Here is a 23,893-nt window from a genome sequence, read left to right on the forward strand (position 1 = left end):
TATTTGCAACTATTTTTAGTTACCAACTCAATTTTCCCCGCCGTTGCTTCCTTCGGGGTGATACTGGGCGCAGGTGCACTTTTTCCACTTGAGGCCGCTGCCGCAGGGGCAGGGGTCATTGCGGCCGATCTTGATGACCCGGACAGGCTGGCCCTTGGGGGCACCCTTGACACCGGGCGCACCGTTGCCGGGTACAAAGCCCTCACCGGTGGGCTTGGCCACCTGCTCCCGTTTGGGGGCAGCACCGGCCTGCCGCACCTCGATGGTCAGCAGCATCTTGATGCTGGACTCCCGGATGGAATCCACCATCTGGTCGAACATATCAAAGCCCTCGATGCGGTACTCCACCACGGGGTCCTTCTGGCCGTAACCACGGAGGGCGATGCCCTGCCGCAGCTGGTCCATGTTGTCGATGTGATCCATCCACATCCGGTCCACGCACTTGAGCAGGCAGATGCGCTCCAGCTCACGCATGACCGGTGCGCCGTACCGCACCTCCTTGGCCTGCAGGATCTGCATTCCGCGGTCGTAGAGCAGATCGGCGATGCCCTTCTGGGAGATGCTGTCGTAATCGGCCACAGTGTAGTGGAAGTCGGCATCGGTGGTCAGCCAGCCCTGATAGTGGCGGCGCAGGGCACCAAAGTCCCACTCGTCCTTCACATCTCCGGCCAGGAACTGCTTGCAGCTGGAATCGATGTTCTCCCGCAGCATGTTGTGCATCTCGGTGCTGATATCCTCACCGTCCAGCACCTTGCGGCGCTGGCCATAGATGATCTCGCGCTGCTGGTTCATCACGTCGTCGTACTTCAGCACATTCTTACGGATCTCAAAGTTGCGGCCCTCCAGCTTTTTCTGGGCGCTCTCCAGCGTGCTGGTGATCATCCGGTTCTCAATGGGGGTATCCTCGTCCAGCTTGAGGGTATCCATCAGGTTGGAAACGCGGTCACCGCCGAACAGGCGCATCAGGTCATCTTCCAGGCTCAGGTAGAAGCGGGAAGCGCCAGGGTCGCCCTGACGGCCTGCACGGCCGCGCAGCTGGTTATCAATGCGGCGGCTCTCGTGCCGCTCCGTACCGATGATGAACAGACCACCGGCCTTGCGCACTTCCTCTGCCTCGGCGCTGATGGCCGGCTTGTACTGGGCATACAGCTCCTCAAACCGTTTCCGCACCGCCAGGATCTTTTCATCGTTGGTGTCGCCGTGGCCGTCGGCCTCGGTCAGCAGGAGCTCCACCGCATTCGGGTCGGCATCCTGCGGCTTTTCGGGGTCGAGCAGGTTCTCACAGAAGTGTTCCCTGCGCATCTGGGCCTTGGCCATGAACTCGGCGTTGCCGCCCAGCATGATATCAGTACCACGGCCTGCCATGTTGGTGGCAATGGTGATGGCACCCTTTTTGCCGGCCTGCGCCACGATCTCAGCCTCGCGCTCGTGGTTCTTGGCGTTCAGGACATTGAAATCGCGGGTGTACTTCTGCAGCATTTTGGCCAGCGTCTCGCTCTTTTCCACGCTGACGGTACCCACCAGAACCGGCTGACCATTCTTGTGGCATTCCAGCACCTGCTCGATGACAGCCTTGTACTTGCCGTTGACGGTCTTGTAGACCGCGTCCGGGTAATCCTTGCGGATGTTGGGGCGGTTGGTGGGCACAGTGACGATGTTCAGGCCGTAGATCTCGGTGAACTCGGTGGCTTCCGTCTTGGCGGTACCGGTCATACCAGACAGCTTCTTGTACATGCGGAAATAGTTCTGGAAGGTGATGGTCGCCAGCGTCTTGCTCTCGGCGGCGATCTTCACGCCCTCCTTGGCCTCAATGGCCTGATGCAGGCCCTCGTTGTAGCGGCGGCCGATCATCAGGCGGCCGGTGAACTCGTCCACAATGATGACCTCGCCGTTCTTCACGACATAGTCGATATCCTTCTGCATCACGCCGTAAGCCTTGATGGCCTGATCGATGTGGTGGGCCAGGGTCATATTCTCCGCGGCGGCCAGATTCTCGACCTTGAAGTATTCCTCGGCCTTCTGGATGCCCTTGGCGGTCAGGGTACAGGTCTTGTGCTTTTCGTCCACAACATAATCGCCGTCGGTCTGATCATCGGCCTCCACCTTATCTTCCAGCTCGACCACCACACTCTTGTGCAGGGTGCGGACGAAGCGGTCCACCTGGGTGTACAGGCTGGAGGAATCCTCGCCCTTGCCGGAGATGATCAAAGGGGTGCGGGCCTCATCGATCAGGATGGAGTCCACCTCATCGACGATGGCAAAGGCGTGGCCGCGCTGCACCATGTTGTCCTTATAGGTCACCATGTTGTCGCGCAGGTAGTCGAAACCGTACTCATTGTTGGTGCCGTAAGTGATATCGGCGTTGTAGGCACGGCGGCGGGCATCGCCATCGATGCCCTGCACGATCAGGCCGACATTCAGGCCCAGCCAGCGGTAGAGCTTGCCCATCCACTCGCTGTCGCGCTTGGCCAGGTAATCGTTGACGGTGACGATGTGCACGCCCTCGCCGGTCAGGGCGTTCAGGTAGGCGGGCAGGGTGGCCACCAGGGTCTTGCCTTCACCGGTCTGCATCTCGGCGATGGAGCCGCGGTGCAGGGCAATGCCGCCCATGATCTGCACAGGGAAGTGCTTCATGCCCAGCACACGCCAGGCAGCTTCGCGGCAGACAGCAAAGGCATCGGGCAGGATATCATCCAGCGTCTCGCCGTTTGCCAGCCGCTCTTTCAGGGCCGGGGTCTGCGCCTGCAGCTCGGCATCGGACATCGGCTGATACTTTGTTTCCAGTGCCAGCACCTTTTTGGTAATGGGATTGATCTTTTTCAGCTCCCGGTCAGAGAAGCTGCCAAAGAGTTTTTCAGCAAGGGACATTGTTACACCTCATCTATCAAAAATCGGGGCGGCAGGCCGCCCAACAGCGGAAAAACCACATACTGTTTATATGATACACCAAAGCTGAAAACCCGTCAAACCCGATGGATAGATTTTATCCGTTTTTTGGGTGAACTTTCTGTTAATTTAGAAAAAAAGACCCTCTCCGGCATTGCGCAGCAATGACGGAGAGGGTCGGTCCTATACCAATGTCGCCCCCGGGCGGGGAACGTGCTCCGTCAGCAGAGCGCGCAGCTGTTCCGGCAGGGCGTAGAAATTGCCGTTGGTATATTTCCACGCCCCCACCGCAGCAAGAGCCGCCAGCAGAGCCAGCACCAGCAGCGTCATGCACACCCGGCGCAGGGGATGCCGCTTGGGCTGGGGGCCGGGCGAAACGTCCTTCTTTGCAGCCCTGCGGGCAGGCAGGAAGCCTGTCCCCTCAGCCTGAGGCTTGTTTGCCGCCGTGCGCCGGATGATATCCAACAGCCAGAGGGCGGGGTTCTCTCCCGCCGGGACGGTGCGCAGAAAGCAGCCTTTCCTGCAGCTGAGCACCAGCACACAGTCATTTTCCCGCTCGGCACAGGCGGCAGAGAGATCTGCCCCCACCACGCGGCGGGCAGCCTGAGCCCGGGCCAGCGCCTGCCGGAGCGGGTCAGTGCAGTCTTTGGGCAGGCGGGCACGGGCACGCTTTTCGATCAGCGGGCCGGTCTTGGGGTTGGCATAGCTCACCGCGCCAAAATCAAAGACCTTCTCGGCCCCGGGCAGGTTCTCGAGCCGGGCTTCCAGTAGGGCACCGGCGGCAGCATCCGCACAGATGAGCAGCTTATCGTGCCGTTCCAGCGCCTCCACCACGGCGGCAGGCAGAGTGGTCTCTCCTGCCCCGTACAGGTCTGCCGAAAACGCCTGCCGCAGGGCCTGCGCGGCCTTTTTCAGCCCGGAAGGGCTCTGTGCCTGCAGGGCCACCAGCGTTTCCGCGCCCCGGCTCTTCCACTGGGCCGCAGCCCGCCACTGGGGCGGAAAGTTTTCCACCGTTTTGCCCACCGCTGTGGACTGCGCACCGAACAGCCGCAGCACACACCCGGTCTCCTGTTGCTGTGTCACCCTGCATTCCCCCTGCCTTTTAGTGGCCCAGGAACACCTCGTTCAGCTTGTCCAGCGCTTCGGCGCTGTGCTGTGCGTCCCGGGCAAGGGGCTCTGTGCCTGCGGGAACTTTTCCCTGTGCCAGCCGCAGGGCCAGCTCCAGGGCGGCCTGCGCGGCACGGGCACGCACCAATGCACGGTCGGGCCGGGAGACGGACAGCTTTTTCACATACACCGTCTCCCCCCGGGCCGCGCCCAGATACACCGTGCCCACCGGGCGGAGGGCATCTCCACCGGTCGGCCCGGCCACGCCGGTCACGCTGATGCCGATCTCAGCACCGGCGGCCTGTGCGGCCCCCAGCGCCATCTGGGCGGCCACGGGGGCCGACACCACATTGTACTTTGCAATGACATCCGGTTCCACGCCCACCAGCCTGGCCTTGGCAGCCTCCCAATAGGTCACAAAGCCGTAGCCGAACACTTCACTGGAGCCCGGCACCGAGGTGATGCGCTGTGCGATCAGCCCGCCGGTGCAGCTCTCGGCGGTGGAGAGGGTGAGCCCCTTTTCCTTTAAGGTGCGCACCAGTGTCTCCTCCAGCCCGGCCACATCCTCATCATACACCGCATCGCCCAGCAGATCATAGAACTTTTTGGCATATTCCCGGCACATTTTTTCGCCTTCCGCATCGGAAGCAGCCCGGGCGGTGATGCGGATCTCGCACTCACCGGTCTTACAGTAGATGGCAGCAGTCGGGTTGGCGTTTTCCAGCAGATCACGCACCTGATATTCCAGGCTGCTCTCGCCGCCCAGCACCCGCAGGGTGACAGAGTGCAGGGTGCAGTTCTGACGCTTCATCAGCAGGGGGCGGACGCTCTCGTTCCACATGGCCTTCATCTCGCTGGGCACACCCGGCATCAGGACAGCACAGCGGCCCTCCTGCTCAAACCATGCACCGGGGGCGGTGCCGTGGTGGTTGATGATCTTATGCCCCTTTACAGGCACCATGGCCTGCTTGCGGTTGTTGGGGGTGGTCACCCGGCCGGAGCGGGCAAAATAACCGGTGATCTTCTCCCACTCGCTCTCGTCAAAGACCAGCGTATCGCCATAGCAGGCGGCAACGGTCTCCTTGGTCAGGTCGTCTGCCGTGGGGCCCAGACCGCCGGTGAATACCAGCAGGTCACAGCGGTTCTTTGCCTCGTTGACAAAGTCCGCCAGCCGCCCCTGATTGTCGCCGATGGTGCTCTCCCGCTGGACCGTAATGCCCAGCTCAGCAAGCTCCCGGCTCAGGTACTGGGCGTTGGTGTTGAGGATGTTGCCGAGCAGCAGCTCGGTGCCCACACTGATGATCTCCGCTGTCATGCCGCTCACCCCTCAAACTCGATCTCGTCCGTAATGCGGATGCGGATCCGCTCGGTGTTCTCAGCAGCTTCGGCCTCCAGCTCTGCCAGACCGGGCATGGCGGCTTCGGCCTCCAGGATCTCTGCCAGCTCGGGGCGGATCTTCGGGTGCGGCGGGGTGAAGATGGTGCAGCAGTCCTCATAGGGCAGGATGCTGGTCTCGTAGGTGCCAATGTGGCGGGAGGTCTCGATGATCTCGGTCTTGTCCATGCCGATCAGCGGGCGCAGGATGGGCAGATCCTGGGCGGCATCGGTGCACTGCAGGGCCTTGACGGTCTGGCTTGCCACCTGAGCCAGACTCTCGCCGGTGATGAGGGCCTCGCAGCCCTGTCTGGTGGCAATCCGATTGGCAATGCGCATCATGCTGCGGCGCATCAGCACCGTGAACAGCACATCGGGGGCATTGTCCCGGATATACTCCTGCGGCTTGGTGTAGGGCACCACAAACAGGTTGGAGCTGCCGGTATAAGGGGTGATCTTCTGGGCCAGAGCTTTAACTTTTAGTTTTGCGCGCTCAGAAGTATACGGAGGGGACGCAAAATGGATGTGATCCAGGGCCAGACCGCGCTTTGCCATCCGGTAAGCAGCCACCGGGCTGTCGATGCCGCCGGAGAGCATATTCAGGGCACGACCGGAGGTACCCACGGGCAGGCCACCCTCTCCGGGTATTTTCGGACCATGAATATACGCACCGTAATCGCGAATCTCCACAATGACCTTAAACTGGGGGTTCTTCACATCCACCCGCAGGTAGTTGTGCAGCCCCAGCAGGTAAGCGCCCAGCTCCCGCATCAGCTCAGGGCTGGTCATGGGGTAGGTCTTATCCGAACGGCGGGCCTCCACCTTGAAGGTCTTGATGCCGTGCAGGCTGTCGCCCAGATACTCCTCCGCAGTCCGGCAGATGGTATCAAAGTCCTTTTCGCAGACCACAGCACGGCTCAGCGCCGCCAGACCGAACACAGTGCGCACCCGGTCAAAGGCCAGATCCATGTCCACGTCCTCTTCTTCGGGCTCCATATAAAAGGTGGACTGGGTGCAGTACACCTTGAACTTGCCCACGGTCTTGAGCCGGTAGCGCAGGATCTTCATCATGGCCGACTCAAACTGGTTGCGGTTCAGGCCCTTCAGGGACATCTCGCCCTGATAGCCCATAATAATTTCACGCATAGAGTTCTCCTTAATTATAGCTGGCTCACCCTCTCCGTCAGCGCTGACGCGCTGCCACCTCCCCCAAAGTGGGAGGCCTTGGCATTCCACGCAAAGTTTCCGGTTTTGTCAAGAGCTCCCCCTTTGGGGGAGCTGGACGCGGAGCGGCCTGAGAGGGTGAGGATGCTTTCCTTTTTTACTTTTTGATTCTCTGCAAATGCTTCATTCCGTCCTCGAAGGCGTTGAGGAACGCATCCACATCCTCGGGGGTGTTATCCGCACAGAAGGACACGCGGATGGCCGTATCAATGGCCAGCGGGTCCCTGCCCATGGCGGCAAGGGTGTGGCTGGGCTGGCCCCGGCCGCAGGCACTGGCCGAGGAGACATAGACCTGCTGCTGTGCCAGATGGGCCAGCATGGTCTCGCTCTTGATGCAGTTCTCGCTGAAGTTCAGCACCTCGGGCACCGCATTGTCCGGGCTGTTGATGACCACCTCCGGAAAGGCTTTCAACCCCTCCCGCAGGCGCTGGTTCAGGGCGCGCACAGCAGCATCCCGGCTCTTCATAGTCTTGTTCAGGCGGGTGGCCGCGGCAGCAAGGCCCAGCGCATAGGGCAGGTTCTCGGTGCCGGGGCGCTTCTCCCGCTCTTGCTCGCCGCCCAGATAGGGAGCCTGGAACGCCTGATACAAGCTGTCGCTCAGGTAGAGCGCACCAATGCCCTTGGGTGCGTGGATCTTGTGGCCGCTGACAGCCAGCGTGTCGATGTTCGCCAGCTTGATGGGCACCCGCATCCAGGCCTGCACGGCATCCACATGGACGATGGTGCGGCTGTTGCGGCGCTTGGCCTCTGCGGCCAGACGCTCCACATCGTTCCGAGTGCCGACCTCGTTGTTGACCATCATGCAGGCCACAAGGATGGTGTTTTTGTCCACATGCTCCAGCATCCGGTCGATGTCCAGCGTGCCGTCCGGGCCGGGGTCCACCACGGTCACATCATAGCCCATGGCGGCCAGACGCTCCAGCGGCTTCTGCACGCTGGGGTGCTCAAAGCCGGACACCACGATACCTTTGCCGAACCTGCGGGTCAGGGCCGCGCCCAGCAGGGCCATGTTGTTGCTCTCGCTGCCGCAGGAGGTAAAATAGAGCTCCCGGCTCTTGCAGCCCAGGGTGCGGGCCACGGCGGCGCGGGCGGCGTTCAGTGCTTCCTCGCTCCGGGCACCGGGGGCATACAGGCTGGACGGGTTGGCCCAGTGCTCCCGCATGGCCTTGTTGATGACATCCGCCACTTCCGGGGCCACGATGGTGGTTGCGGCGTTGTCCAGATAATGCAATTCAGGGTTTTGCAGCATAAATTTTGATTCCTGCTTTCTCAGTTACGCCAGCGGCACCCGCCGCCGACAGGATTTCATACTAAACCATGATGATTATACCACAAAGCATCTGCCGCCGTAAAGTAGCACGGCCCACTTGCACGGCCCCGCCGGGTGCTGTATAATGAGGGTAAAGAACACAAAGAAAGCCGGGTGTTTTTATGGCCGATTATCAGGAATACCGCCGCCGCATCCTGCGCAAGCGCTGGCGCAGGACTTTTGCCGTTGCCGGGCTGCTGGTGCTGCTCATCCTGCTCAGCGCCGTAGGCCTGCTGTGGAAGCACCTCCACCGGGAGCAGAGCCCTGCCGCCGTGCAGGGCCCGACCATCTTCCAGCAGGAGCTGCAGAGCAGCGAGTGGAACACCATCAGCTACACGCCCGCGCGGCGGCTGACCGTGCAGACCACCTCTGCCGGGTCCACCGCCATGGATTTCCGGCTGGCCGCGCTGGACCGCACCACCGCCGTGGACCGCAGTTATTTTGCCAACGTCTGTTTTCTGGGCGACAGCCTGACGCAGGGGATGCAGATCTATTCCAGCGGTCTGCCGGAGGCCTCCTTCTGCGCCTACCGGGGCGCAAACCCCAGCGTTGTGGTCAATGGCACCACCTGCAAGCGCTCCGATGGCGGCACCGAGGTCCCCATGGAGGTGCTGACAGCCCGGCAGCCCCCGGTGCTGTATATCCTGCTGGGCACCAACGTGCTCAACCGGGACGGGGATTATTCCAGCTTTCTCACCTACTACCGGCTCATGCTGGATATGATCTCCCAGGCCCTGCCCAACACGCAGATCTACGTGCAGTCCATTACGCCTGTCCGGCCCGAGGTGCGCAGCAGCCATCCCGGCCTGTACAAAGAGCGGCTGTGCGAGATCAACAATGAGCTGGCTGCCATTGCGCTGGAAAAGAACTGCGCTTTTCTGAACCTGTGGGAAGCCCTTGCCGACGACAATGGTGACCTGAAAGCCGAATACGCCCAACCCGATGGCATCCACATCAAGCCGGAGGGCTACCCCGCCTGGGTGGAATATCTCGCCACCCACACCGTGGGCCAACAGACGGCTTAAACTAAATATTCGTATAGAAAAACCGCCCTTCCGGCATCAAACTGGAAGAGCGGTTTTGTCATACAAACAGGAACGGGGAACGGCATCTAAACCGTTCCCCATCGATTGGTATTTGGCAGGCGTGGCGTTCTCCTGCATCTCTCAGAGCCTAAGCCCTTGTCGTTACCATCGGCGTGTGGCTGCCACGAAATTGACCACCTCAAATACCTTTCTTATCCTATGTTTAGGATACCACATTTATCCCTTTTTGTAAAGTATCTCACTCTGACGCAAAAGACGACGGAAGCGTTTCTGGCTGATGCTCCACATCGTGATAATAGAGTTTTTGTATTCTTCCGGATCACTGAAAACTTTCAGCCTCAGAATAATTTCTGCTGTCAAGTCCGGTGTTGAGATTTCTTTCAACACCAATGCAGTGTGCGGACGATTTCCACGCAGAATGTAGTCTGGCTCCTGTAGTACCTGCGAAATATAAGCCGATAATCGTCCATAATCACCGGGATGCCCTTCTTCGATGTGCAGAATCTGTTCTTCTGTGATAATAACTTCTTCTGTCAGCAGTTCCTGTTCCACAACACGGTATAATTCCCGGTCGATCTTACAGATAAAATTCACGTCCGCACTCACACCAATCCTGTTTGATAATTTCAGTATAACATCTTATAGTTGATTTGTATATAGAAAAGGGAGAGTGGCTTAGCACAGGGATTTCATAGAATGGTATTTTGATTTGCCAAACAATAAAACTAAAACTTTTCATTGTTTGACCAGGCCAAGGCAATCAAGTAAGATTTCCGTTATATCTTTTGTTGCTATCGCCGGTTTGTCACTCATAATTTCCCAAACAGGGTCATTGCTACATTCTCCAGAAAAATATTTTCGGGCGCATTCTACTACACCCTTTATATTTTTTGTGTTCAACATAACATCAAAAGCTTCATCGAAAAGAAGCATATCATATTTTGTAGGTTTCTCTTCTTCAAGGTCAACCTCAAAAAGTCGAATTTGCGCTCTCTCTTCTTCCGATTTCTGAGCCCAGCCGGCTTCATATAACACTTTATAATATTCAATATTGTCGAAATAGTAGCTGCAATTTAAACGGTTTGGAAGAAAAGAAAATTCGGTTTCTCTTACAAATTCAAAGATTCCTTCAACACACCACTTTACATATTCACGCCATTCATCACCTTGCAATTTCATCGACGCAATCGTTGTTTCGAGACACTGTTCAGATTGTTCTAATGTGCTGATAACCTCTCTACAACGAATTTCATTTCTCTTGTATCCAGCTTTTAATTTATCCCCAACTTGTAGTGTCTGACTCATGTGGTAAGCTTTCATCTTTTTCTCCACCGCTTCCGATTTGTTGAGCTAAAAAGTCCCATACCCAGCACCTTAACGGTGCGGACATGGGACTTCATATTTTTTTAATCAGAACAGCCCCGTGATCTTGCCTTCGGCATCCACGTCGATATTGACGGCGGCGGGCTTCTTGGGCAGGCCGGGCATGGTCATAATGTTGCCGCAGATGACCACCACGAAACCGGCACCGGCGGCAAGGCGGACTTCCCGTACCTCCATGGTAAAGCCGGTGGGCGCACCCGTCAGCTTGGCGTTATCGCTGAAACTGTACTGGGTCTTGGCGATGCAGACCGGCAGGTCGCCGTAGCCCAGTTCGGTCAGCTCGGCCAGCGTCTTGGAAGCGGCGGCGCTGAAATTCACACCATCGGCACGGTAGATCTTTTTGGCGATGGCTTCCACCTTCTGCTTCAGGGGCATCTCCAGCGGGTAGACGTACTGGATGGGACGGTCCTCCATGACCTCCAGCACCTTCTCGGCCAGAGCCTTGCCGCCCTCGCCGCCTTTTGCGAACACCTCGCTCAGGACGCAGGGCACGCCCTGCTCGGCACAAACCTGCTCAACGTATGCCTGCTCCTCCGGGGTGTCGGCGGGGAAGGCATTGATGGCCACCACCACAGGCAGGCCAAAGCCGTTCTTCAGGTTGTCGATGTGGCGCACAAGGTTGGAGGCACCAGCCTTGACAGCCTCGAGATTCGGCTGGTTCAGGTCAGCCTTGGCAACGCCGCCGTGGCTCTTGAGGGCACGGACAGTGGCCACCAGCACGCAGGCGCTGGGGGCGATGCCGGCATAGCGGCACTTGATATCCAGGAACTTCTCGGCACCCAGATCTGCACCGAAGCCCGCCTCCGTGATGACGTAATCGGCCAGTGAGAGGCTGAGCTTGGTGGCCATGACGCTGTTGCAGCCGTGGGCAATGTTGGCAAAGGGGCCGCCGTGGATGATGGCGGGGTTGTTTTCCAGCGTCTGAACGAGGTTCGGGTCAAGGGCATCCTTAAGCAGCGCGGTCATGGCACCGGCGGCACCGATGTCGCCAGCCGTGACGGGCTTGCCTTCGTAGGTGTAGGCGCAGACGATCTTCGACAGCCGCTCCTTCAGGTCGGAGATGCTGGTGGCCAGGCAGAAGATCGCCATGACCTCGCTGGCAACGGTGATATCAAAGCCGTCCTCACGGGGGGTACCGTTGACCTTGCCGCCCAGACCATCCACGATGAAGCGGAGCTGGCGGTCGTTCATATCCATGCAGCGCTTCCAGGTGATGCGGCGGGGATCGATGTTCAGGGGGTTGCCCTGCTGGATGCTGTTGTCGATCATGGCAGCCAGCAGGTTGTTTGCGGTGCCGATGGCATGCAGGTCACCGGTAAAGTGGAGGTTGATATCCTCCATGGGCACCACCTGGGCATAGCCGCCGCCGGCCGCGCCGCCCTTGACACCGAACACGGGGCCAAGGCTGGGCTCACGCAGGCAGAGCATGGTCTTTTTGCCCAGAGCGTTCATGGCATCGGCCAGGCCCACGCTGGTGGTGGTTTTGCCCTCGCCTGCCGGGGTGGGGCTGATGGCCGTGACCAGGATCATCTTGCCCTGCCTGGATGCCTTGTGAATGAGGCGATGGTTGATCTTGGCCTTGTAGCGGCCATAGGGGATCACATCCTCATCGGCAAGGCCCAGCGAGGCAGCGATCTCGGTGATGGGCTTCATTTTGGCTTCCTGTGCGATCTCGATATCAGACTTCATGCTCAAATCCTCCCTGAAATGCAAAAAGGACAGCTTTGCGCACCAATAGCGCAAGGCTGCCCAGACGGTCGGCGTAACAAAACCCGGTTCTGTCTGCACTGTGGTGCTCCACAACGTTCCGTCAGCAGGCAAACCCGTTCTTCTGGGTCAAAGATATCACATCTGCCCGTGGTTTGTCAAGCAGAAACTGTCCGCAAAGAAAAATCTGCCTGTACGGCCCCTGCGGCTTGCATCCATCCTGCCAGATGTGTTATACTAAAGTGTATCAAACGATAGGGAGGCTTTCACGATGCCATGTACACCGAAACTGACTTATAAAGGCAAGCCCCTCGTCCGTAAGGACAACGAGCTGTATTACGGCCGTATGACCGACCCCTATGTGCTGCGGATGCAGATCCTGAGCACCAAATCCGTGGGCGGCATGGATGTGGCCGATAAGGTACACATTCAGGTCTTTTCCACCAACGACAGCCTGGCCCCTGAGGCCCGCGTGTTCCGCCAGACCACCAAGAATGGCCTGTACAACGCACTGGACATTGGCAGCATCTGGCTGCAGAAGGCAAACGAGACCCGCTGAACGGCATAAAAAAAGGACCGTCTCCCGCTGAGGAGACGGTCCTTTTTGTTGTGCTTTACTCTTCGGTCACTTCAAAGTCCAGGGGCTTGCCGCAGCCGGGGCACTTGGGTGCGCCATCCAGCAGGTCGTCCTCCTCAAACACAGTGGTCTGACCACAGGCGGGGCAGGTCACCTCGTACTGCACGGGGCCTTCCTCCTGCTCCTCGTCCTCATCCTCCAGCGCGACCTCAAAGGTCACGCCGCAGTGGGCGCAGTTTGCTTCGCCCGCGTCCAGGTCGTCCTCGCTGACGTAAACGGTCTCGCCGCAGTTGGGGCAGGCCACCTCATAGAACGGCTCACTGGCGATATCATCGTCATTGTCGTCCTCTTCGGTATCCTCTTTCTCTTCTTCGGGCTCCTCGTCATCCTCATCGTCCTCATAGAGGTCGGCTTCCAGATCCTCCAGCTCCTCGCTCAGGTCGTTGATCTGGTCGTAGGCGCGGGTCACATCTTCATCGATGCCGTCCACAGCCTCTGCCAGTTCGCCCAGCAGTTCGCTCATGGCCTTGATGACCTTGCCCTCTTTGGTGGTCTCGTCGATGCCCAGGCCCTCGATCAGGCCCCGCAGGTATGCAGCCTTTTCCTTCATAAGAATGACCTCCTATCTTAATCAAAAAACCGGGCACACGGTTGCCCGCTGCCCGGTCTGTCGGTAAATTAGACGCGCTCCATATACTCGCCGGTGCGGGTATCGATGCGGATGTGGTCGCCCTCGTTGATGAACAGAGGAACGCGGATCTCAGCACCGGTCTCGACAGTAGCGGGCTTCAGGGTGTTGGTGGCGGTGTTGCCCTTGACACCCGGCTCGGTCTGGGTGACTTCCAGCTCGATGAAGTTGGGGATCTCGACGCTGAAGACCTTGCCCTTATAGCTCAGCAGCTTGCACGGCTCGTTCTCCTTGCAGAACTTGAAGTTATCGGGCACATCGGAAGCGTTGACGGGGATATCGTCGTAGGTCTCGTTGTCCATGAAGTGGTACAGATCGCCATCCTCATAGCTGTAAGTCACGTCCTTGCGCTCGATGAAAGCCTGAGGGAACTTTGCGGTCGGGTTGTAGCTGGTCTCAACCACAGAGCCGGTGATCACGTTCTTGGTCTTGGTGCGGACAAAGGCAGCGCCCTTGCCGGGCTTCACGTGCTGGAACTCAACGACCTGAAGAACCTGGCCGTCCTGCTCAAAGGTCACGCCGTTGCGAAACTCGCCTGCAGAAATCATAGGAATTCCTCCATTAGTAAAATCTCATTGATGCTTAACGCATATCTCTATTTATTTTACTCAATCCCGCATGGTTTGGCAAGGGGTTTGAGCAAAAAAGACGATAAAATCAGAAAAAAGTTCTTCCACAATACATTCTCTGCATCGTCTGTGCATCCTCTGCCTGCGTACCGGCGCTCTCACAGATGATGACAGGTGCAAGCCCGCGCTCGGCCAGCAGCTCCATCAGGGGCTGGGGTTCGGGGCCGAACTGGGTCTCGGCAAAGGTCCAGTGCCGCTTTTCACCGCCCTTGGAATACTCGATGCGGGAAAAATGGACATGGAACTGCCGGGCCCGCTCATCCCCCAGCGCCTCCCCGATGCGGTCAAGGATAGCGGCATAATCCGCCTTGGACCGGATGCCGCCCAGCGTCCGGGCGTTGAGGTGGCCGAAGTCGATGCAGGGGGTGATGCGTCTGTCCACTCCGCAGAGAGCCAGCACCTCCTCCAGCGTACCCAGCTGGCCGATCTTTCCCATCGTCTCAGGGCAGAGGATGATCTCGGCAAAGCCCGCTTCATCCAGCGCGTCCTGCGCCCGTTTCAGGGTGTCCAGCGCTTTTTCCAGGGCAGCCTCCCGGCTCTGCCTGCCGCAGCTGCCGGAGTGGAAGATGACCCGCCTGCCGCCCAGCGCCCTGCAGAGCGCCGCGCTCTGGAGCAGATAGTTCACGCTGTTCAGCCGCTTTTCCTCATCCAGGCTGGAGGCGCTGATATAGTAAGGCGCGTGGACGCTGAACAAAATCCCCCGGGCGGCGGCATCGTCAGCCATCTGCCGGGCCTTGTCCAGCCCCAGCCGGACTCCATGGCCGCACTGGTATTCAAAGGCATCCAGCCCCATTTTTTCGGTATAGGCCGGAATGTCCAGACTGTTCTTATACCCCATGGCCGTGAAGCTGTCGCTGGTGCCTGCGGTGCCGAACCGGATCTTCCACTCACTCACAGGGTCTTACCTCCCCGGTCGTAGTATTCCTGCCAGTGTTTTTTCTCCCACTTGCGCTTGAGCACCACCTGTGCCCCAAGATCCGGCCCACGGGGGATGACCATCAGGCCCGGGATGCCATAGAGCGCCGCCGCCATCCGGTCGGCATAGAGCTGGTCGCCCACCATGGCCATTTCCCTGCGCTTCACCTGCATCCGGCGGCGGGCCACCCCCAGCGCAAAGGGCAGGGGCTTGGCGCTGCGGTAGAGGTAGGCAAGGCCCAGCTTTTCCGCAAAGGGGCGCACCCGCTTTTCGGCACCGTTGGAAACGATGGTCAGCTTTACGCCCGCCCTGCGCATGGCTTCCAGCCACTCGGCCACTTCTTCCGGCAGCTCCTGACTGCGGTCGGCGGTCAGGGTGTTGTCGATATCCAGCACCAGCGCCCGGATGCCCTTTTGGGCCAGCCACTCCGGCGTGATGTGGGTCACATCCTTGAATACATATTCGGGGGTAACTAACATACAGAACCCTCTCTTTGCCTTTCACAGGCTCACCCTCTCAGTCCGCTTCGCGTCCAGCTCTCCCAAAGGGAGAGCCTCTGGCGAAACCAATAACTTTGCACGGATTGCCAAAGCCTCTCCCCTTGGGAGAGGTGGCATTGCGCAGCAATGACGGAGAGGGCGAGGATGTTTATCTTTTTCATAAATGAAAATAGGAGAGCCTGAGTTTCAGGCTCTCCTACATCGGCGTTAGCAACGCGTTTGAAATCTAAAGCAACGTGCGATTTCAAGCAGTTAATTACTTGAACTTGCGCTTGCGGGCTGCTTCGGACTTCTTCTTGCGCTTAACAGACGGCTTCTCGTAAGCCTCGCGCTTACGAACCTCTGCGAGCACACCGCTGCGAGCGGTGCTGCGCTTGAAGCGACGCAGTGCGCTTTCCAGCGACTCGCCCTCTTTAACACGAATTTCCGACATCTTATTCCCTCCCTTGGACCGTGAGGCAGGAATTTCGTTGTTACATGGTAACTAACAGTAGACAGTATAGCGCATTTTCATGCGTTCGTCAACCTTTTTTGAAAACTTTTTTGAGATTTTGTTTGCCTCTGTCGCAGGGCTCAGCTGGTTTACGCAACACAACACTTTGTGCGTCCAGCACAGCCCCACCGGCATGCCAAGGGCTCCCCTATTAGGGGAGCTGGCACGCGAAGCGTGACTGAGAGGTTTACTTCACGGCCAGGTTGACCAGACGGCCCTTGACGTAGATCTCCTTGACGATCTGCTTGCCCTCCAGAGCGGCGGCAACTGCGGGGTCAGCCTTGGCGGCGGCAATGGCGGCAGCAGCATCGATGTCGGCAGCCACCTTCAGGCGGGCCTTCACCTTGCCGTTCACCTGCACGGCGATCTCCACGGTGCTCTCCACGCACTTGGCCTCTTCGTACTGGGGCCAGGGGTAGTAGGCCAGCTGCTCATTGTGGCTGTGGCCCAGCTTCTCCCACAGCTCCTCGGTCATGTGGGGAGCAAACGGGTTCAGCAGCTGAACAACGGTCTCCAGCTCGGCCTTGGTCGCGCCGCCGTTGTCGTACAGGGCGTTGACCAGCGTCATCAGCTGGGCGATGGCGGTGTTCATCTTCAGGCCCTCAATGTCAGCGCCCACCTTCTTGATGGTCTGGTGCATCAGGGTCTCAATGGCGGGGCGGTAGCCCTCGCCCTCCACCAGCTTGTCGGACAGCGTCCACACGCGGTCGAGGAAGCGGTTGCAGCCGGCAATGGCAGAGGTCTGCCAGGGTGCGGCCTGCTCAAAGTCGCCCATGAACATCTCATACAGACGCATGGTGTCGGCACCGTACTGGTCCACCACCTCGTCGGGGTTGATGACATTGCCCAGGCTCTTGGACATCTTGACGATGGGATGGCGTGCCATCTCGCCGTACTTCTCTTCCAGTGCCTTTTCGGCGGCCTTCTGGCTGCCATACTCCTTCAGCAGCTTCTCCTGCTCGTCAGCGGGCAGATTGACAAAGCTGTGGGGGTTCAGGCCCAGGATCATGCCGTGGGCGGTGCGCTTCTGGTAGGGCTCGGCAGTGGGCACCACGCCGATATCGTACAGGAACTTGTGCCAGAAACGGCTGTACAGCAGATGCAGGGTGGTGTGCTCCATGCCGCCGTTGTACCAGTCCACGGGAGACCAGTACTCCAGCGCCTCCTTGGAGGCCAGAGCGTCCTTGCAGTGGGGGTCCATGTAGCGCAGGAAGTACCAGGAGGAACCGGCCCACTGGGGCATAGTGTCGGTCTCGCGGGTAGCGGGGCCGCCGCAGCAGGGGCAGGTGGTCTTGACCCAGTCGGTATGGCGGGCCAGCGGGGACTCACCATCGGGGCCCGGCTCAAAGTCGGTGATATCGGGCAGGGTCAGAGGCAGGCTGCTCTCGGGCAGGGGCTGCCAGCCGCACTTTTCACACTTGACCATGGGGATCGGCTCGCCCCAGTACCGCTGACGGCTGAACACCCAGTCGCGCAGCTTGTAGTTCACCTTATCGCAGCCCTTGCCGTTGGCTTCCAGCCACTCGATCATCTTTTTCTTGGCATCGGTCACAGACAGGCCGTCCAGGAAGCCGGAGTTGACCAGCGTGCCGGTGGCAACATCGGTAAAGGCAGCCTCGTCCAGATTGGACTCGGTATTGCCCTTGACCACCTCGATGATGGGCAGGCCGAACTTCTTGGCGAACTCCCAGTCGCGGGTATCGTGGGCGGGCACAGCCATGATGGCACCGGTGCCGTAGGTGGACAGGACATAATCGGAGATGAAGATGGGGATCTGCTTGTCGTTGACGGGGTTGATGCCCATCACGCCCTCCAGCTTCACGCCGGTCTTTTCCTTGTTCAGCTCACTGCGCTCGAAATCGCTCTTGCGGGCAGCCTCTGCCTGATAGGCCGTAACGGCATCCGCATTCTTGAGCAGTCCCTTTTCCAGCCACTCCTTGACCATGGCGTGCTCCGGGGAGACGACCATGTAGGTAGCGCCGAACAGGGTATCGCAGCGGGTGGTGTAAACCGTCAGGGTATCGCCTGCGGTGGTACCGAAGTTCACCTCTGCACCATGGCTGCGGCCGATCCAGTTCTTCTGCTGGGTGGCAACGCGCTCGATGTAATCCAGACCATCCAGGCCGTCGATCAGCTTGTCGGCGTAAGCGGTGATCTTGAGCATCCACTGGCTCTTGACCTTGTGCACCACCTCGCTGCCGCAGCGCTCGCACACGCCGTTGACAACTTCCTCGTTTGCCAGCACGCACTTGCAGCCGGTGCACCAGTTGACGTTCATTTCCTTCTTGTAGGCCAGGCCATGCTTGTACAGCTGCAGGAAGATCCACTGGGTCCACTTGTAGTACTCGGGGTCGGTGGTGTTGATCTCGCGATCCCAGTCAAAGGAGAAGCCCAGCGCCTTGAGCTGCTCACGGAAGTGATCCACATTCTTCTTGGTGACGATGGCCGGGTGGATGTGGTTCTTCATGGCAAAGTTCTCGGTGGGCAGACCGAAGGCATCCCAGCCCATGGGGTACAGCACGTTATAGCCGTTCTGGCGGCGCTTGCGGCTGACCACATCCAGGGCAGTATAGCTGCGGGGGTGGCCCACATGCAGGCCCGCACCCGAGGGATACGGGAACTCCACCAGCGCATAGAACTTGGGCTTTTTGTGGTCGATCTCGGCATGGAAGGTCTTTTCGTCCTCCCACACCTTCTGCCACTTGGCCTCAACGGCCTTGTAATCATACTTCATAGCTTTCAATCACTCCTCATATTCGGCAGCCGCCCTTGCAGGCAGGGAAGCTTACAGACTGTTTTCCGGGGTCAGATATTCCGAGATATCCATGGGCTCACCATCGGCCCACAGATGTTCCAGATCATAGTAGGTGCGGGTGTTGGGCACAAAGACGTGCACGATGACGCTGGAATAATCCAGCAGCACCCAGTTCTTGGAGTCGAAGCCCTCGGTGGTGTAGGGCTCGATGCCCTTCTGAGAAAGCTCGTACTCCACCTCGTCGGCCAGAGCACCCACCTGGGTGGTGGAGGTGCCGGAAGCAATGACGAAGTAATCGGTCAGAACGGTCAGGCTCTCCACTTTGAGCACGCGGACATCCTGGGCCTTTTTCTTGTCCAGAATCTTTGCGATCTCAATGGCAAGGGTCTTGCTGTCGATCTTGTTTTCCATAAAAGTCTCCTCTCTGGTTTGTTACTGTCCCGCGGCCTGGCCGTCGGTGGTGGTCGCACCTGCCACGTCGGTATCGCCGCTCAGGATGGCATCATCGGACTCCTTGTCCAGCTGTCCCACGAACTGGACGTTGGCGCTGGTGGAAGCGGTGCCGTGGGGCCAGTTGTTGGTCACAAGGTTCATTTCCTCGGCGCTCACGGGGCCGGTGTAATTGCGGAAATAGGTGTTCAGCAGCTCTGCAATGGAACCGGCATCCGGAACTACGCAGGAGTAGCCGTCAAAGCTGCTGGTCTTGCCCACATTGGGCACGCCCATGAACACAGGGGTCTGGGCCAGCATGATGTTCCCACTGTCGATGCGGGTAAAGGACACCAGCATCTTGGCAATGGTGGTCAGATCCATATCCGTGTGGATATAGTTGTTGAAGATCAGGGGCAGCTGCGCAATGACATCGGTCACGCCCATGCTGCGCACCCGCTTGAACAGGCCGGCATAGAAGTAGCGCTGCATGTTCAGGCGGTCGATATCCGAGTTGGCGTAGCCCTCGCCGTGGCGGCAGCGGACAAAGAACTCTGCCGATGCGCCGTCCAGGTTGCGGTAGCCCTGCTTCAGGACACTGCCCGCAAAGGACATATCGTGGGGGATATACACCTCGATGCCGCCGAAGTTGTCCACCATTTCCACCAGTGCCTGCATATCAATGGTCACATAGTAGTCGATGGGCAGTTTGTACTGGTCATAGATGACCTCCGCCAGCGCGGCAATGTCGCCGCCGTTGGAGAGGGCCACCGAGTTGATCTGATAGTTGGTAGCCGCGTAGGTCTTGCCGTTGGAAAGGGTGATCTTGCGGTTCTGGGTCGCAACAAGGCTGTTGCGGGGGATCTGCAGCATCCGCAGGGCACCGCCCTTGATATCGAACTGGCAGTACAGGATCATATCCGTCATGCCGTCGTTGCTGCCGTCCGAGGAATAGGCGCGGCCCTCCTCATAGTCGATGCCGCAGACAAGGATGTTCACCACATCGCCCTTATACTCCTCCAGCGTCTGGATCTCCTCCACCAGCGAGGTCGCGTTCTCCTCGGGCTTCAGATTATCCTCCACCTTGTTCACCATGTTCACGGCGTAGACCACCACGCCCGAGATCACGGCCAGCACCGCCAGCGTCACAGCCATCGGCAGCCACACGGGGGTCTTTTTCTTCTTTTTGCGGCGGCGGGGAGCATCAGCGGGGGCCGCGTGCCGGGGCGGCTGACTGCCGCCGTTGCCGCCGCGTCCGCCGCCCGCGCTCTGGCGGGGCGGTTCCGGCCGCTGGGGTGCGGGCTGTTCGTTCTGGAAGAAATCCGGCTGCCCGGACAGCGACACCTGATGCAGGGCTGAAGCCTCCGTGGGGCGCTGCTCCGTGGGACGGTTCAGCGAGCGGTCTGTATTGATATGACGCGGACCTTGACTCATTCGTTCGGTTCCTCCAGCTTTTTTATTCCGACAGAGACTGTCGTCATGTTCCATAGTATAGCATTCTTACCCACAATCTGCAATCGGTATTCTTTTCCGGAGCAGGGTGTGTGCAGAAAAACAGGCTCACCCGGCCTTTGCAGCCCGGGCATCCACCTCTGCTTTGATCTCATCGTAGGCCGCCTTGGACATGGGGTCCAGGGGCTTGTCCTGCGAGAGCACAAAGTCGTTCGTCTGCCTGAGGGCTGCCAGCATGGCCAGATCCAGATCCTTCAGCTCCAGCTTGCGCAGCTTGTTCACCCCGGGCCAGTCCCGCTCCTTGCTGGACATATCCGCCAGATAGACGATCTTATCCAGCCTGCTCATGCCGGGCTTGCCCGCGGTGTGGCAGGCAATGGCCGAAAGCACAGCCTCATCCTCCACGCCCCACTCGGTGCGGGCCAGGATGGCGGCGCAGATGCCGTGCCACACCGGGGTGGGGCGCTCTTCCCCGCCCTCGGCCAGTTCCGGGTGGGCCCGCATGATGGCGCGCATCTCGTCCTTGCTGATCTCCTTGGCCGAGTCGTGCAGCAGGGCGGCCAGCGCGGCCTTGTCCTCATCCACGCCATACCGCTTTGCCAGCTTGACGGCCATTTTTCTCACGTTCAGGGTATGCTCGTAACGCTTGTCACTCAACCGGCCGCGCACAAGTTCCTTTGCCTGTTTCAGATTCATGGTTTCCGCTTTCCCCTCTGTCTGCCCGGTAAAGCCCCTCCCGCCGGATGACCCGGCGCACGAGGGCGGGCAGTTCATTTTCACACGCTTCCCCTGCTGCAAGGCGGGCACGCAGGTTACTGCTGGCCATAGGCAGAGCCTCGACCTGTGCAAACAGAATGCGGGCCCCGGTGGGGTCCATCTGCTTTGCCTTGGCGTGAAGCTCCGGCGCATCGCCCACATTCCGGCTCGTGACCACCAGCCGGGCCAGCCGCAGGATCTCCTGCCAGCGGTGCCAGCTGTCAAAGCTCAGCAGCATATCGCTGCCCATGGCCATGTACAGCTCGGCCTCCGGGTAAGTCCGGGCCAGCATTTCCAGCGTGAGCACCGTATAGTTGCGCCTGCCCAGCGCGGCCTGCTCCACCTCCCAGCCGCTGACACACAGCGCCGGAACAGCCCCCTCCGCTTCCAGTGCACGGAAGCACGCGCACATCTCCACCCGGGCGCTGCCGGGGGCGGCGGTGGACTGCTTGAAGGGGGAAAGCCCCGCAGGCATCACCACCACCCTGTCCGGGCGCACCCGGGCAGCGGCGGCGCGCAGATTGTTCAGGTGGCCGTTGTGGGGCGGGTCAAAGGTGCCGCCGTACAGCAGGAGCCTCATTTCAGCAGGTCAGCGTAGGCGCTGTCCTTCTTCTTCTGCAGATAGAGCACGAATTTGGAGCCGATGACCTGCACGCAGTCGGCACCGGTGGCCTCTGCCAGCTTGACAGAGGCCTCACGGGCATTGTACATGCTGCTCTCCAGCACCTTGAGCTTGATCAGTTCCCGGGCATCCAGGCAGTCCTTCACGCCCTGGATCATGGTCTCGTCGATCTCACCCTTGCCCACGATGAAAACGGGGTCCATGGTGTTTGCCTTGCCGCGCAGAATGGCGCGCTGTTTGCTCGTCAACATAATTTTTTCTCCTTTTATTTCAGAAATTCAGGTAATTCTTTTTCCAGCTTTGCCAGCGCCACACCGCGGTGGCTGATGGCATCCTTTTCGTCCGGGGTGAGTTGGGCATAGCTGCGTCCCTCGGTATTGGGGCGCTTTTCCGCCTTGCCCACGCCGCATTCATCTGGGATGAACAGCGGATCGTAGCCAAAACCGTAATCGCCCGCCAGGCGCGCAAAGGCCACCTTGCCCGGGCACTCGCCCCGGCAGGTCAGGTGCCGGCCGGTGGGCAGGATAAAGCAGACAGCGGCCACAAATTTTGCGCCGCGCCGTTCCGCCGGGACATCCTGCATATTCTCCAGCAGCTTGTCGTTGTTGGCCTCATCGTCGCCGTGGCGGCCGCAGTAGCGGGCGCTGTACACGCCGGGGGCACCCTCCAGCGCATCCACACAGAGGCCCGAGTCATCGGCGATGGTGGGCAGGCCGCTGGCTTTGCAGATGGTCTCGGCCTTGATGAGGGCGTTTTCCTCAAAAGTGGTGCCGGTCTCATCGGGTTCAATGGTGATGCCCAGCTCCTTCTGGCTGACCACCTCGTGGCCCTGCGCTTCCAGAATGCGCCGCAGTTCACGGAGCTTACCGGCGTTGCCGGTCGCTGCACAAATTTTCATGTTTTTCTCCTCTCTGCCCCTGTCGAACTCCTACACTTGGCTCCCCTGCCAGGGGAGCTGGACGCGCCAAAGCGCGGCCTGAGAGGTCTGATTGCAGATCCGTTCGACACTTAATGTTTCCACTGCCGGGGCAGCAGCTCTTCCACATAGCCCTCCGGGGTGAAGGGGATCAGGTCATCGATGCCCTCACCCACGCCGATGAACCGCACGGGCAGGCCCAGCCGCTGCTTGACCGCCACGACACAGCCGCCCTTGGCGGTGCCGTCCAGCTTGGTCAGGATGATGCCCGTGGCGTTTGCCGCCTTGCAGAACTCCCGGGCCTGGCTGATGGCGTTCTGGCCCGTGATGGCATCCAGCACCAGCAGGGTCTCCAGACTGGCCTCGGGGCTGGCTTTTTTGACGCTGCGGCTGATCTTGGAAAGCTCTGCCATCAGGTTTGCCTTGTTGTGCAGGCGGCCTGCGGTATCCGCAATGACCAGATCATAGCCGCGTGCGGTGGCCGACTTGACCGTGTCAAAAATGACAGCGGCGGGGTCCGCGCCCTCGCCCGCCTTGACAAGGGGCACACCCGCCCGGTCGGCCCAGATCTCCAGCTGCTCGCTGGCGGCGGCACGGAAGGTATCGCCTGCAGCCAGCATGACCTTTTTGCCCTGACGGGTATAGAAATCGGCCAGCTTGGCAATGCTGGTGGTCTTGCCCACCCCGTTCACACCGATGATCAGAATGACGGCGGGCGTGCCGCTCAGGTCCATCTCTGCTTCGGGGCGCATCTCATCGGCAATGAGGTCGCGCAGTTCATCGCTGGCCTGCTCACCGGTTTTCAGGCCCTTCTCGTTCACTCGGTCCCGCAGCTTGTCCACCAGTTTGATGGCCACTTCACCGCCCACATCGGCCAGAATGAGCTGCTCTTCCAGCTCATCGTAAAGATCATCATCGATCTTGCTGCCGGTGAGGGTATTCATAATGTTGCCCCAGAAGCCCGTGCGGGTCTTTTCGAGGCCGTCTTTCATCTTATCTTTTTCTTTTTTGCCAAATCCAAAGAGGCCCATTGGTTCTCTCCTTTGTTTTGCTGTTTCTATCCGTGATGGCAAAACCCGCCATTTCACGATTTGCGCTCAGTGCTGCCCGGTATGCCAAGGGCT

At 59.5% G+C, this 23,893-nt stretch carries 23 protein-coding genes and 1 riboswitch; of the genes, 2 read left to right on the forward strand and 21 right to left on the reverse strand.

Annotation, left to right across the window (positions count from 1 at the left end):
• Positions 1–27 precede the first annotated feature (27 nt).
• The 5 genes from secA to P0G09_RS09730 all read right to left on the reverse strand — a co-directional run bounded on the left by secA (position 28) and on the right by P0G09_RS09730 (position 7,840).
• The gene (gene secA, locus P0G09_RS09710; protein WP_275252539.1) at positions 28–2,868 is read right to left on the reverse strand and encodes a preprotein translocase subunit SecA; all 2,841 of its coding nucleotides are present in this window, start codon (positions 2,866–2,868) and stop codon (positions 28–30) included.
• Between the two features lie 201 nt (positions 2,869–3,069).
• Positions 3,070–3,969 (reverse strand): CinA family protein, encoded by a 900-nt coding sequence (locus P0G09_RS09715; protein ID WP_275252540.1) that lies wholly within the window; start codon positions 3,967–3,969, stop codon positions 3,070–3,072.
• A gap of 19 nt (positions 3,970–3,988) precedes the next feature.
• Positions 3,989–5,308, reverse strand: a complete 1,320-nt coding sequence (locus tag P0G09_RS09720; protein WP_156068727.1) for a competence/damage-inducible protein A — start codon at positions 5,306–5,308, stop codon at positions 3,989–3,991.
• A 5-nt stretch (positions 5,309–5,313) separates the two neighbouring features.
• The gene (gene thiI, locus P0G09_RS09725; RefSeq protein ID WP_005932913.1) at positions 5,314–6,513 is read right to left on the reverse strand and encodes a tRNA uracil 4-sulfurtransferase ThiI; all 1,200 of its coding nucleotides are present in this window, start codon (positions 6,511–6,513) and stop codon (positions 5,314–5,316) included.
• A gap of 175 nt (positions 6,514–6,688) precedes the next feature.
• Positions 6,689–7,840, reverse strand: a complete 1,152-nt coding sequence (locus P0G09_RS09730; protein WP_275252541.1) for a cysteine desulfurase family protein — start codon at positions 7,838–7,840, stop codon at positions 6,689–6,691.
• Positions 7,841–8,022: 182 nt separating this feature from the next.
• Between P0G09_RS09730 and P0G09_RS09735 the strand changes: the two genes are divergently transcribed.
• Entirely contained in the window at positions 8,023–8,925 is a 903-nt protein-coding gene (locus P0G09_RS09735; RefSeq protein WP_005932911.1) for a GDSL-type esterase/lipase family protein, read from the forward strand.
• 237 nt (positions 8,926–9,162) lie between these two features.
• On the opposite strand, the gene P0G09_RS09740 is transcribed toward P0G09_RS09735, so the two are convergent.
• From P0G09_RS09740 to P0G09_RS09750, 3 genes are all read right to left on the reverse strand, one after another.
• Entirely contained in the window at positions 9,163–9,498 is a 336-nt protein-coding gene (locus tag P0G09_RS09740; protein ID WP_275252542.1) for a PBECR2 nuclease fold domain-containing protein, read from the reverse strand.
• 183 nt (positions 9,499–9,681) lie between these two features.
• Positions 9,682–10,266, reverse strand: coding sequence for a hypothetical protein (locus tag P0G09_RS09745; RefSeq protein ID WP_275252543.1), 585 nt, complete (start codon positions 10,264–10,266; stop codon positions 9,682–9,684).
• A gap of 90 nt (positions 10,267–10,356) precedes the next feature.
• Positions 10,357–12,018: a formate--tetrahydrofolate ligase gene (locus P0G09_RS09750; protein ID WP_275252544.1), complete on the reverse strand. Its 1,662-nt coding sequence runs from the start codon at positions 12,016–12,018 to the stop codon at positions 10,357–10,359.
• A gap of 51 nt (positions 12,019–12,069) precedes the next feature.
• Positions 12,070–12,157, reverse strand: a riboswitch (ZMP/ZTP riboswitch).
• A 150-nt stretch (positions 12,158–12,307) separates the two neighbouring features.
• On the opposite strand from P0G09_RS09750, the gene P0G09_RS09755 reads away from it, so the two are divergent.
• Positions 12,308–12,595, forward strand: coding sequence for a hypothetical protein (locus P0G09_RS09755; RefSeq protein WP_275252545.1), 288 nt, complete (start codon positions 12,308–12,310; stop codon positions 12,593–12,595).
• Between the two features lie 55 nt (positions 12,596–12,650).
• Here P0G09_RS09755 and P0G09_RS09760 read toward each other — a convergent pair whose 3' ends face one another.
• The 13 genes from P0G09_RS09760 to ftsY all read right to left on the reverse strand — a co-directional run bounded on the left by P0G09_RS09760 (position 12,651) and on the right by ftsY (position 23,800).
• On the reverse strand, positions 12,651–13,223 hold the full coding sequence (locus tag P0G09_RS09760) for a CD1247 N-terminal domain-containing protein (RefSeq protein WP_275252546.1): 573 nt from the start codon (positions 13,221–13,223) through the stop codon (positions 12,651–12,653).
• Positions 13,224–13,291: 68 nt separating this feature from the next.
• Positions 13,292–13,849, reverse strand: coding sequence for an elongation factor P (gene efp, locus P0G09_RS09765; RefSeq protein ID WP_005932902.1), 558 nt, complete (start codon positions 13,847–13,849; stop codon positions 13,292–13,294).
• 109 nt (positions 13,850–13,958) lie between these two features.
• Positions 13,959–14,825, reverse strand: a complete 867-nt coding sequence (locus P0G09_RS09770) for a TIM barrel protein (RefSeq protein WP_275252547.1) — start codon at positions 14,823–14,825, stop codon at positions 13,959–13,961.
• On the reverse strand, positions 14,822–15,325 hold the full coding sequence (locus tag P0G09_RS09775; protein ID WP_242888439.1) for a YqeG family HAD IIIA-type phosphatase: 504 nt from the start codon (positions 15,323–15,325) through the stop codon (positions 14,822–14,824). The genes P0G09_RS09770 and P0G09_RS09775 overlap by 4 nt, the downstream gene beginning before the upstream one ends.
• A 277-nt stretch (positions 15,326–15,602) precedes the next feature.
• On the reverse strand, positions 15,603–15,779 hold the full coding sequence (rpsU, locus tag P0G09_RS09780) for a 30S ribosomal protein S21 (RefSeq protein ID WP_005928271.1): 177 nt from the start codon (positions 15,777–15,779) through the stop codon (positions 15,603–15,605).
• Between the two features lie 247 nt (positions 15,780–16,026).
• Positions 16,027–18,573 carry a leucine--tRNA ligase gene (gene leuS, locus P0G09_RS09785; protein WP_275252548.1) on the reverse strand — a complete coding sequence of 849 codons (2,547 nt, stop codon included), beginning with the start codon at positions 18,571–18,573 and terminating at the stop codon, positions 16,027–16,029.
• Between the two features lie 51 nt (positions 18,574–18,624).
• Positions 18,625–19,005, reverse strand: coding sequence for a ribosome silencing factor (gene rsfS, locus P0G09_RS09790; protein WP_117533527.1), 381 nt, complete (start codon positions 19,003–19,005; stop codon positions 18,625–18,627).
• Positions 19,006–19,026: 21 nt separating this feature from the next.
• A complete protein-coding gene (locus P0G09_RS09795) occupies positions 19,027–20,457 on the reverse strand; it encodes an LCP family protein (RefSeq protein WP_227622307.1) in 1,431 nt (476 codons plus the stop codon).
• A 126-nt stretch (positions 20,458–20,583) separates the two neighbouring features.
• Positions 20,584–21,171 carry a bis(5'-nucleosyl)-tetraphosphatase (symmetrical) YqeK gene (yqeK, locus tag P0G09_RS09800; protein WP_156066040.1) on the reverse strand — a complete coding sequence of 196 codons (588 nt, stop codon included), beginning with the start codon at positions 21,169–21,171 and terminating at the stop codon, positions 20,584–20,586.
• Entirely contained in the window at positions 21,125–21,811 is a 687-nt protein-coding gene (gene nadD / locus P0G09_RS09805; protein WP_275252549.1) for a nicotinate (nicotinamide) nucleotide adenylyltransferase, read from the reverse strand. Before nadD ends, yqeK begins: the two co-directional genes overlap by 47 nt.
• The gene (locus tag P0G09_RS09810; protein ID WP_005932885.1) at positions 21,808–22,104 is read right to left on the reverse strand and encodes a YhbY family RNA-binding protein; all 297 of its coding nucleotides are present in this window, start codon (positions 22,102–22,104) and stop codon (positions 21,808–21,810) included. Before P0G09_RS09810 ends, nadD begins: the two co-directional genes overlap by 4 nt.
• A 14-nt stretch (positions 22,105–22,118) precedes the next feature.
• Positions 22,119–22,751: an RdgB/HAM1 family non-canonical purine NTP pyrophosphatase gene (gene rdgB / locus P0G09_RS09815; RefSeq protein ID WP_154276560.1), complete on the reverse strand. Its 633-nt coding sequence runs from the start codon at positions 22,749–22,751 to the stop codon at positions 22,119–22,121.
• Between the two features lie 110 nt (positions 22,752–22,861).
• Complete coding sequence (gene ftsY / locus P0G09_RS09820) at positions 22,862–23,800, reverse strand: signal recognition particle-docking protein FtsY (RefSeq protein ID WP_275252550.1); 939 nt, start codon at positions 23,798–23,800, stop codon at positions 22,862–22,864.
• Between the last annotated feature and the right edge of the window lie 93 nt (positions 23,801–23,893).

The sequence above is a fragment of the Faecalibacterium sp. DFI.5.82 genome, assembly GCF_029076575.1.
In the GTDB taxonomy this organism is placed as follows: Bacteria; Bacillota; Clostridia; order Oscillospirales; family Ruminococcaceae; genus Faecalibacterium; species Faecalibacterium duncaniae.

What these genes read in the sequence shown, in the direction of transcription:
- efp (WP_005932902.1), bottom strand. Translation starts at nt 13,849, where the DNA reads ATGATTTCTGCAGGCGAGTTTCGCAACGGCGTGACCTTTGAGCAGGAC.
- P0G09_RS09760 (WP_275252546.1), bottom strand. Translation starts at nt 13,223, where the DNA reads ATGAAGGAAAAGGCTGCATACCTGCGGGGCCTGATCGAGGGCCTGGGC.
- rsfS (WP_117533527.1), bottom strand. Translation starts at nt 19,005, where the DNA reads ATGGAAAACAAGATCGACAGCAAGACCCTTGCCATTGAGATCGCAAAG.
- P0G09_RS09755 (WP_275252545.1), top strand. Translation starts at nt 12,308, where the DNA reads ATGCCATGTACACCGAAACTGACTTATAAAGGCAAGCCCCTCGTCCGT.
- P0G09_RS09730 (WP_275252541.1), bottom strand. Translation starts at nt 7,840, where the DNA reads ATGCTGCAAAACCCTGAATTGCATTATCTGGACAACGCCGCAACCACC.
- P0G09_RS09720 (WP_156068727.1), bottom strand. Translation starts at nt 5,308, where the DNA reads ATGACAGCGGAGATCATCAGTGTGGGCACCGAGCTGCTGCTCGGCAAC.
- P0G09_RS09795 (WP_227622307.1), bottom strand. Translation starts at nt 20,457, where the DNA reads ATGAGTCAAGGTCCGCGTCATATCAATACAGACCGCTCGCTGAACCGT.
- P0G09_RS09775 (WP_242888439.1), bottom strand. Translation starts at nt 15,325, where the DNA reads ATGTTAGTTACCCCCGAATATGTATTCAAGGATGTGACCCACATCACG.
- ftsY (WP_275252550.1), bottom strand. Translation starts at nt 23,800, where the DNA reads ATGGGCCTCTTTGGATTTGGCAAAAAAGAAAAAGATAAGATGAAAGAC.
- leuS (WP_275252548.1), bottom strand. Translation starts at nt 18,573, where the DNA reads ATGAAGTATGATTACAAGGCCGTTGAGGCCAAGTGGCAGAAGGTGTGG.
- nadD (WP_275252549.1), bottom strand. Translation starts at nt 21,811, where the DNA reads ATGAGGCTCCTGCTGTACGGCGGCACCTTTGACCCGCCCCACAACGGC.
- secA (WP_275252539.1), bottom strand. Translation starts at nt 2,868, where the DNA reads ATGTCCCTTGCTGAAAAACTCTTTGGCAGCTTCTCTGACCGGGAGCTG.
- P0G09_RS09810 (WP_005932885.1), bottom strand. Translation starts at nt 22,104, where the DNA reads ATGTTGACGAGCAAACAGCGCGCCATTCTGCGCGGCAAGGCAAACACC.
- rpsU (WP_005928271.1), bottom strand. Translation starts at nt 15,779, where the DNA reads ATGTCGGAAATTCGTGTTAAAGAGGGCGAGTCGCTGGAAAGCGCACTG.
- yqeK (WP_156066040.1), bottom strand. Translation starts at nt 21,171, where the DNA reads ATGAATCTGAAACAGGCAAAGGAACTTGTGCGCGGCCGGTTGAGTGAC.
- thiI (WP_005932913.1), bottom strand. Translation starts at nt 6,513, where the DNA reads ATGCGTGAAATTATTATGGGCTATCAGGGCGAGATGTCCCTGAAGGGC.
- P0G09_RS09750 (WP_275252544.1), bottom strand. Translation starts at nt 12,018, where the DNA reads ATGAAGTCTGATATCGAGATCGCACAGGAAGCCAAAATGAAGCCCATC.
- rdgB (WP_154276560.1), bottom strand. Translation starts at nt 22,751, where the DNA reads ATGAAAATTTGTGCAGCGACCGGCAACGCCGGTAAGCTCCGTGAACTG.
- P0G09_RS09745 (WP_275252543.1), bottom strand. Translation starts at nt 10,266, where the DNA reads ATGAAAGCTTACCACATGAGTCAGACACTACAAGTTGGGGATAAATTA.
- P0G09_RS09735 (WP_005932911.1), top strand. Translation starts at nt 8,023, where the DNA reads ATGGCCGATTATCAGGAATACCGCCGCCGCATCCTGCGCAAGCGCTGG.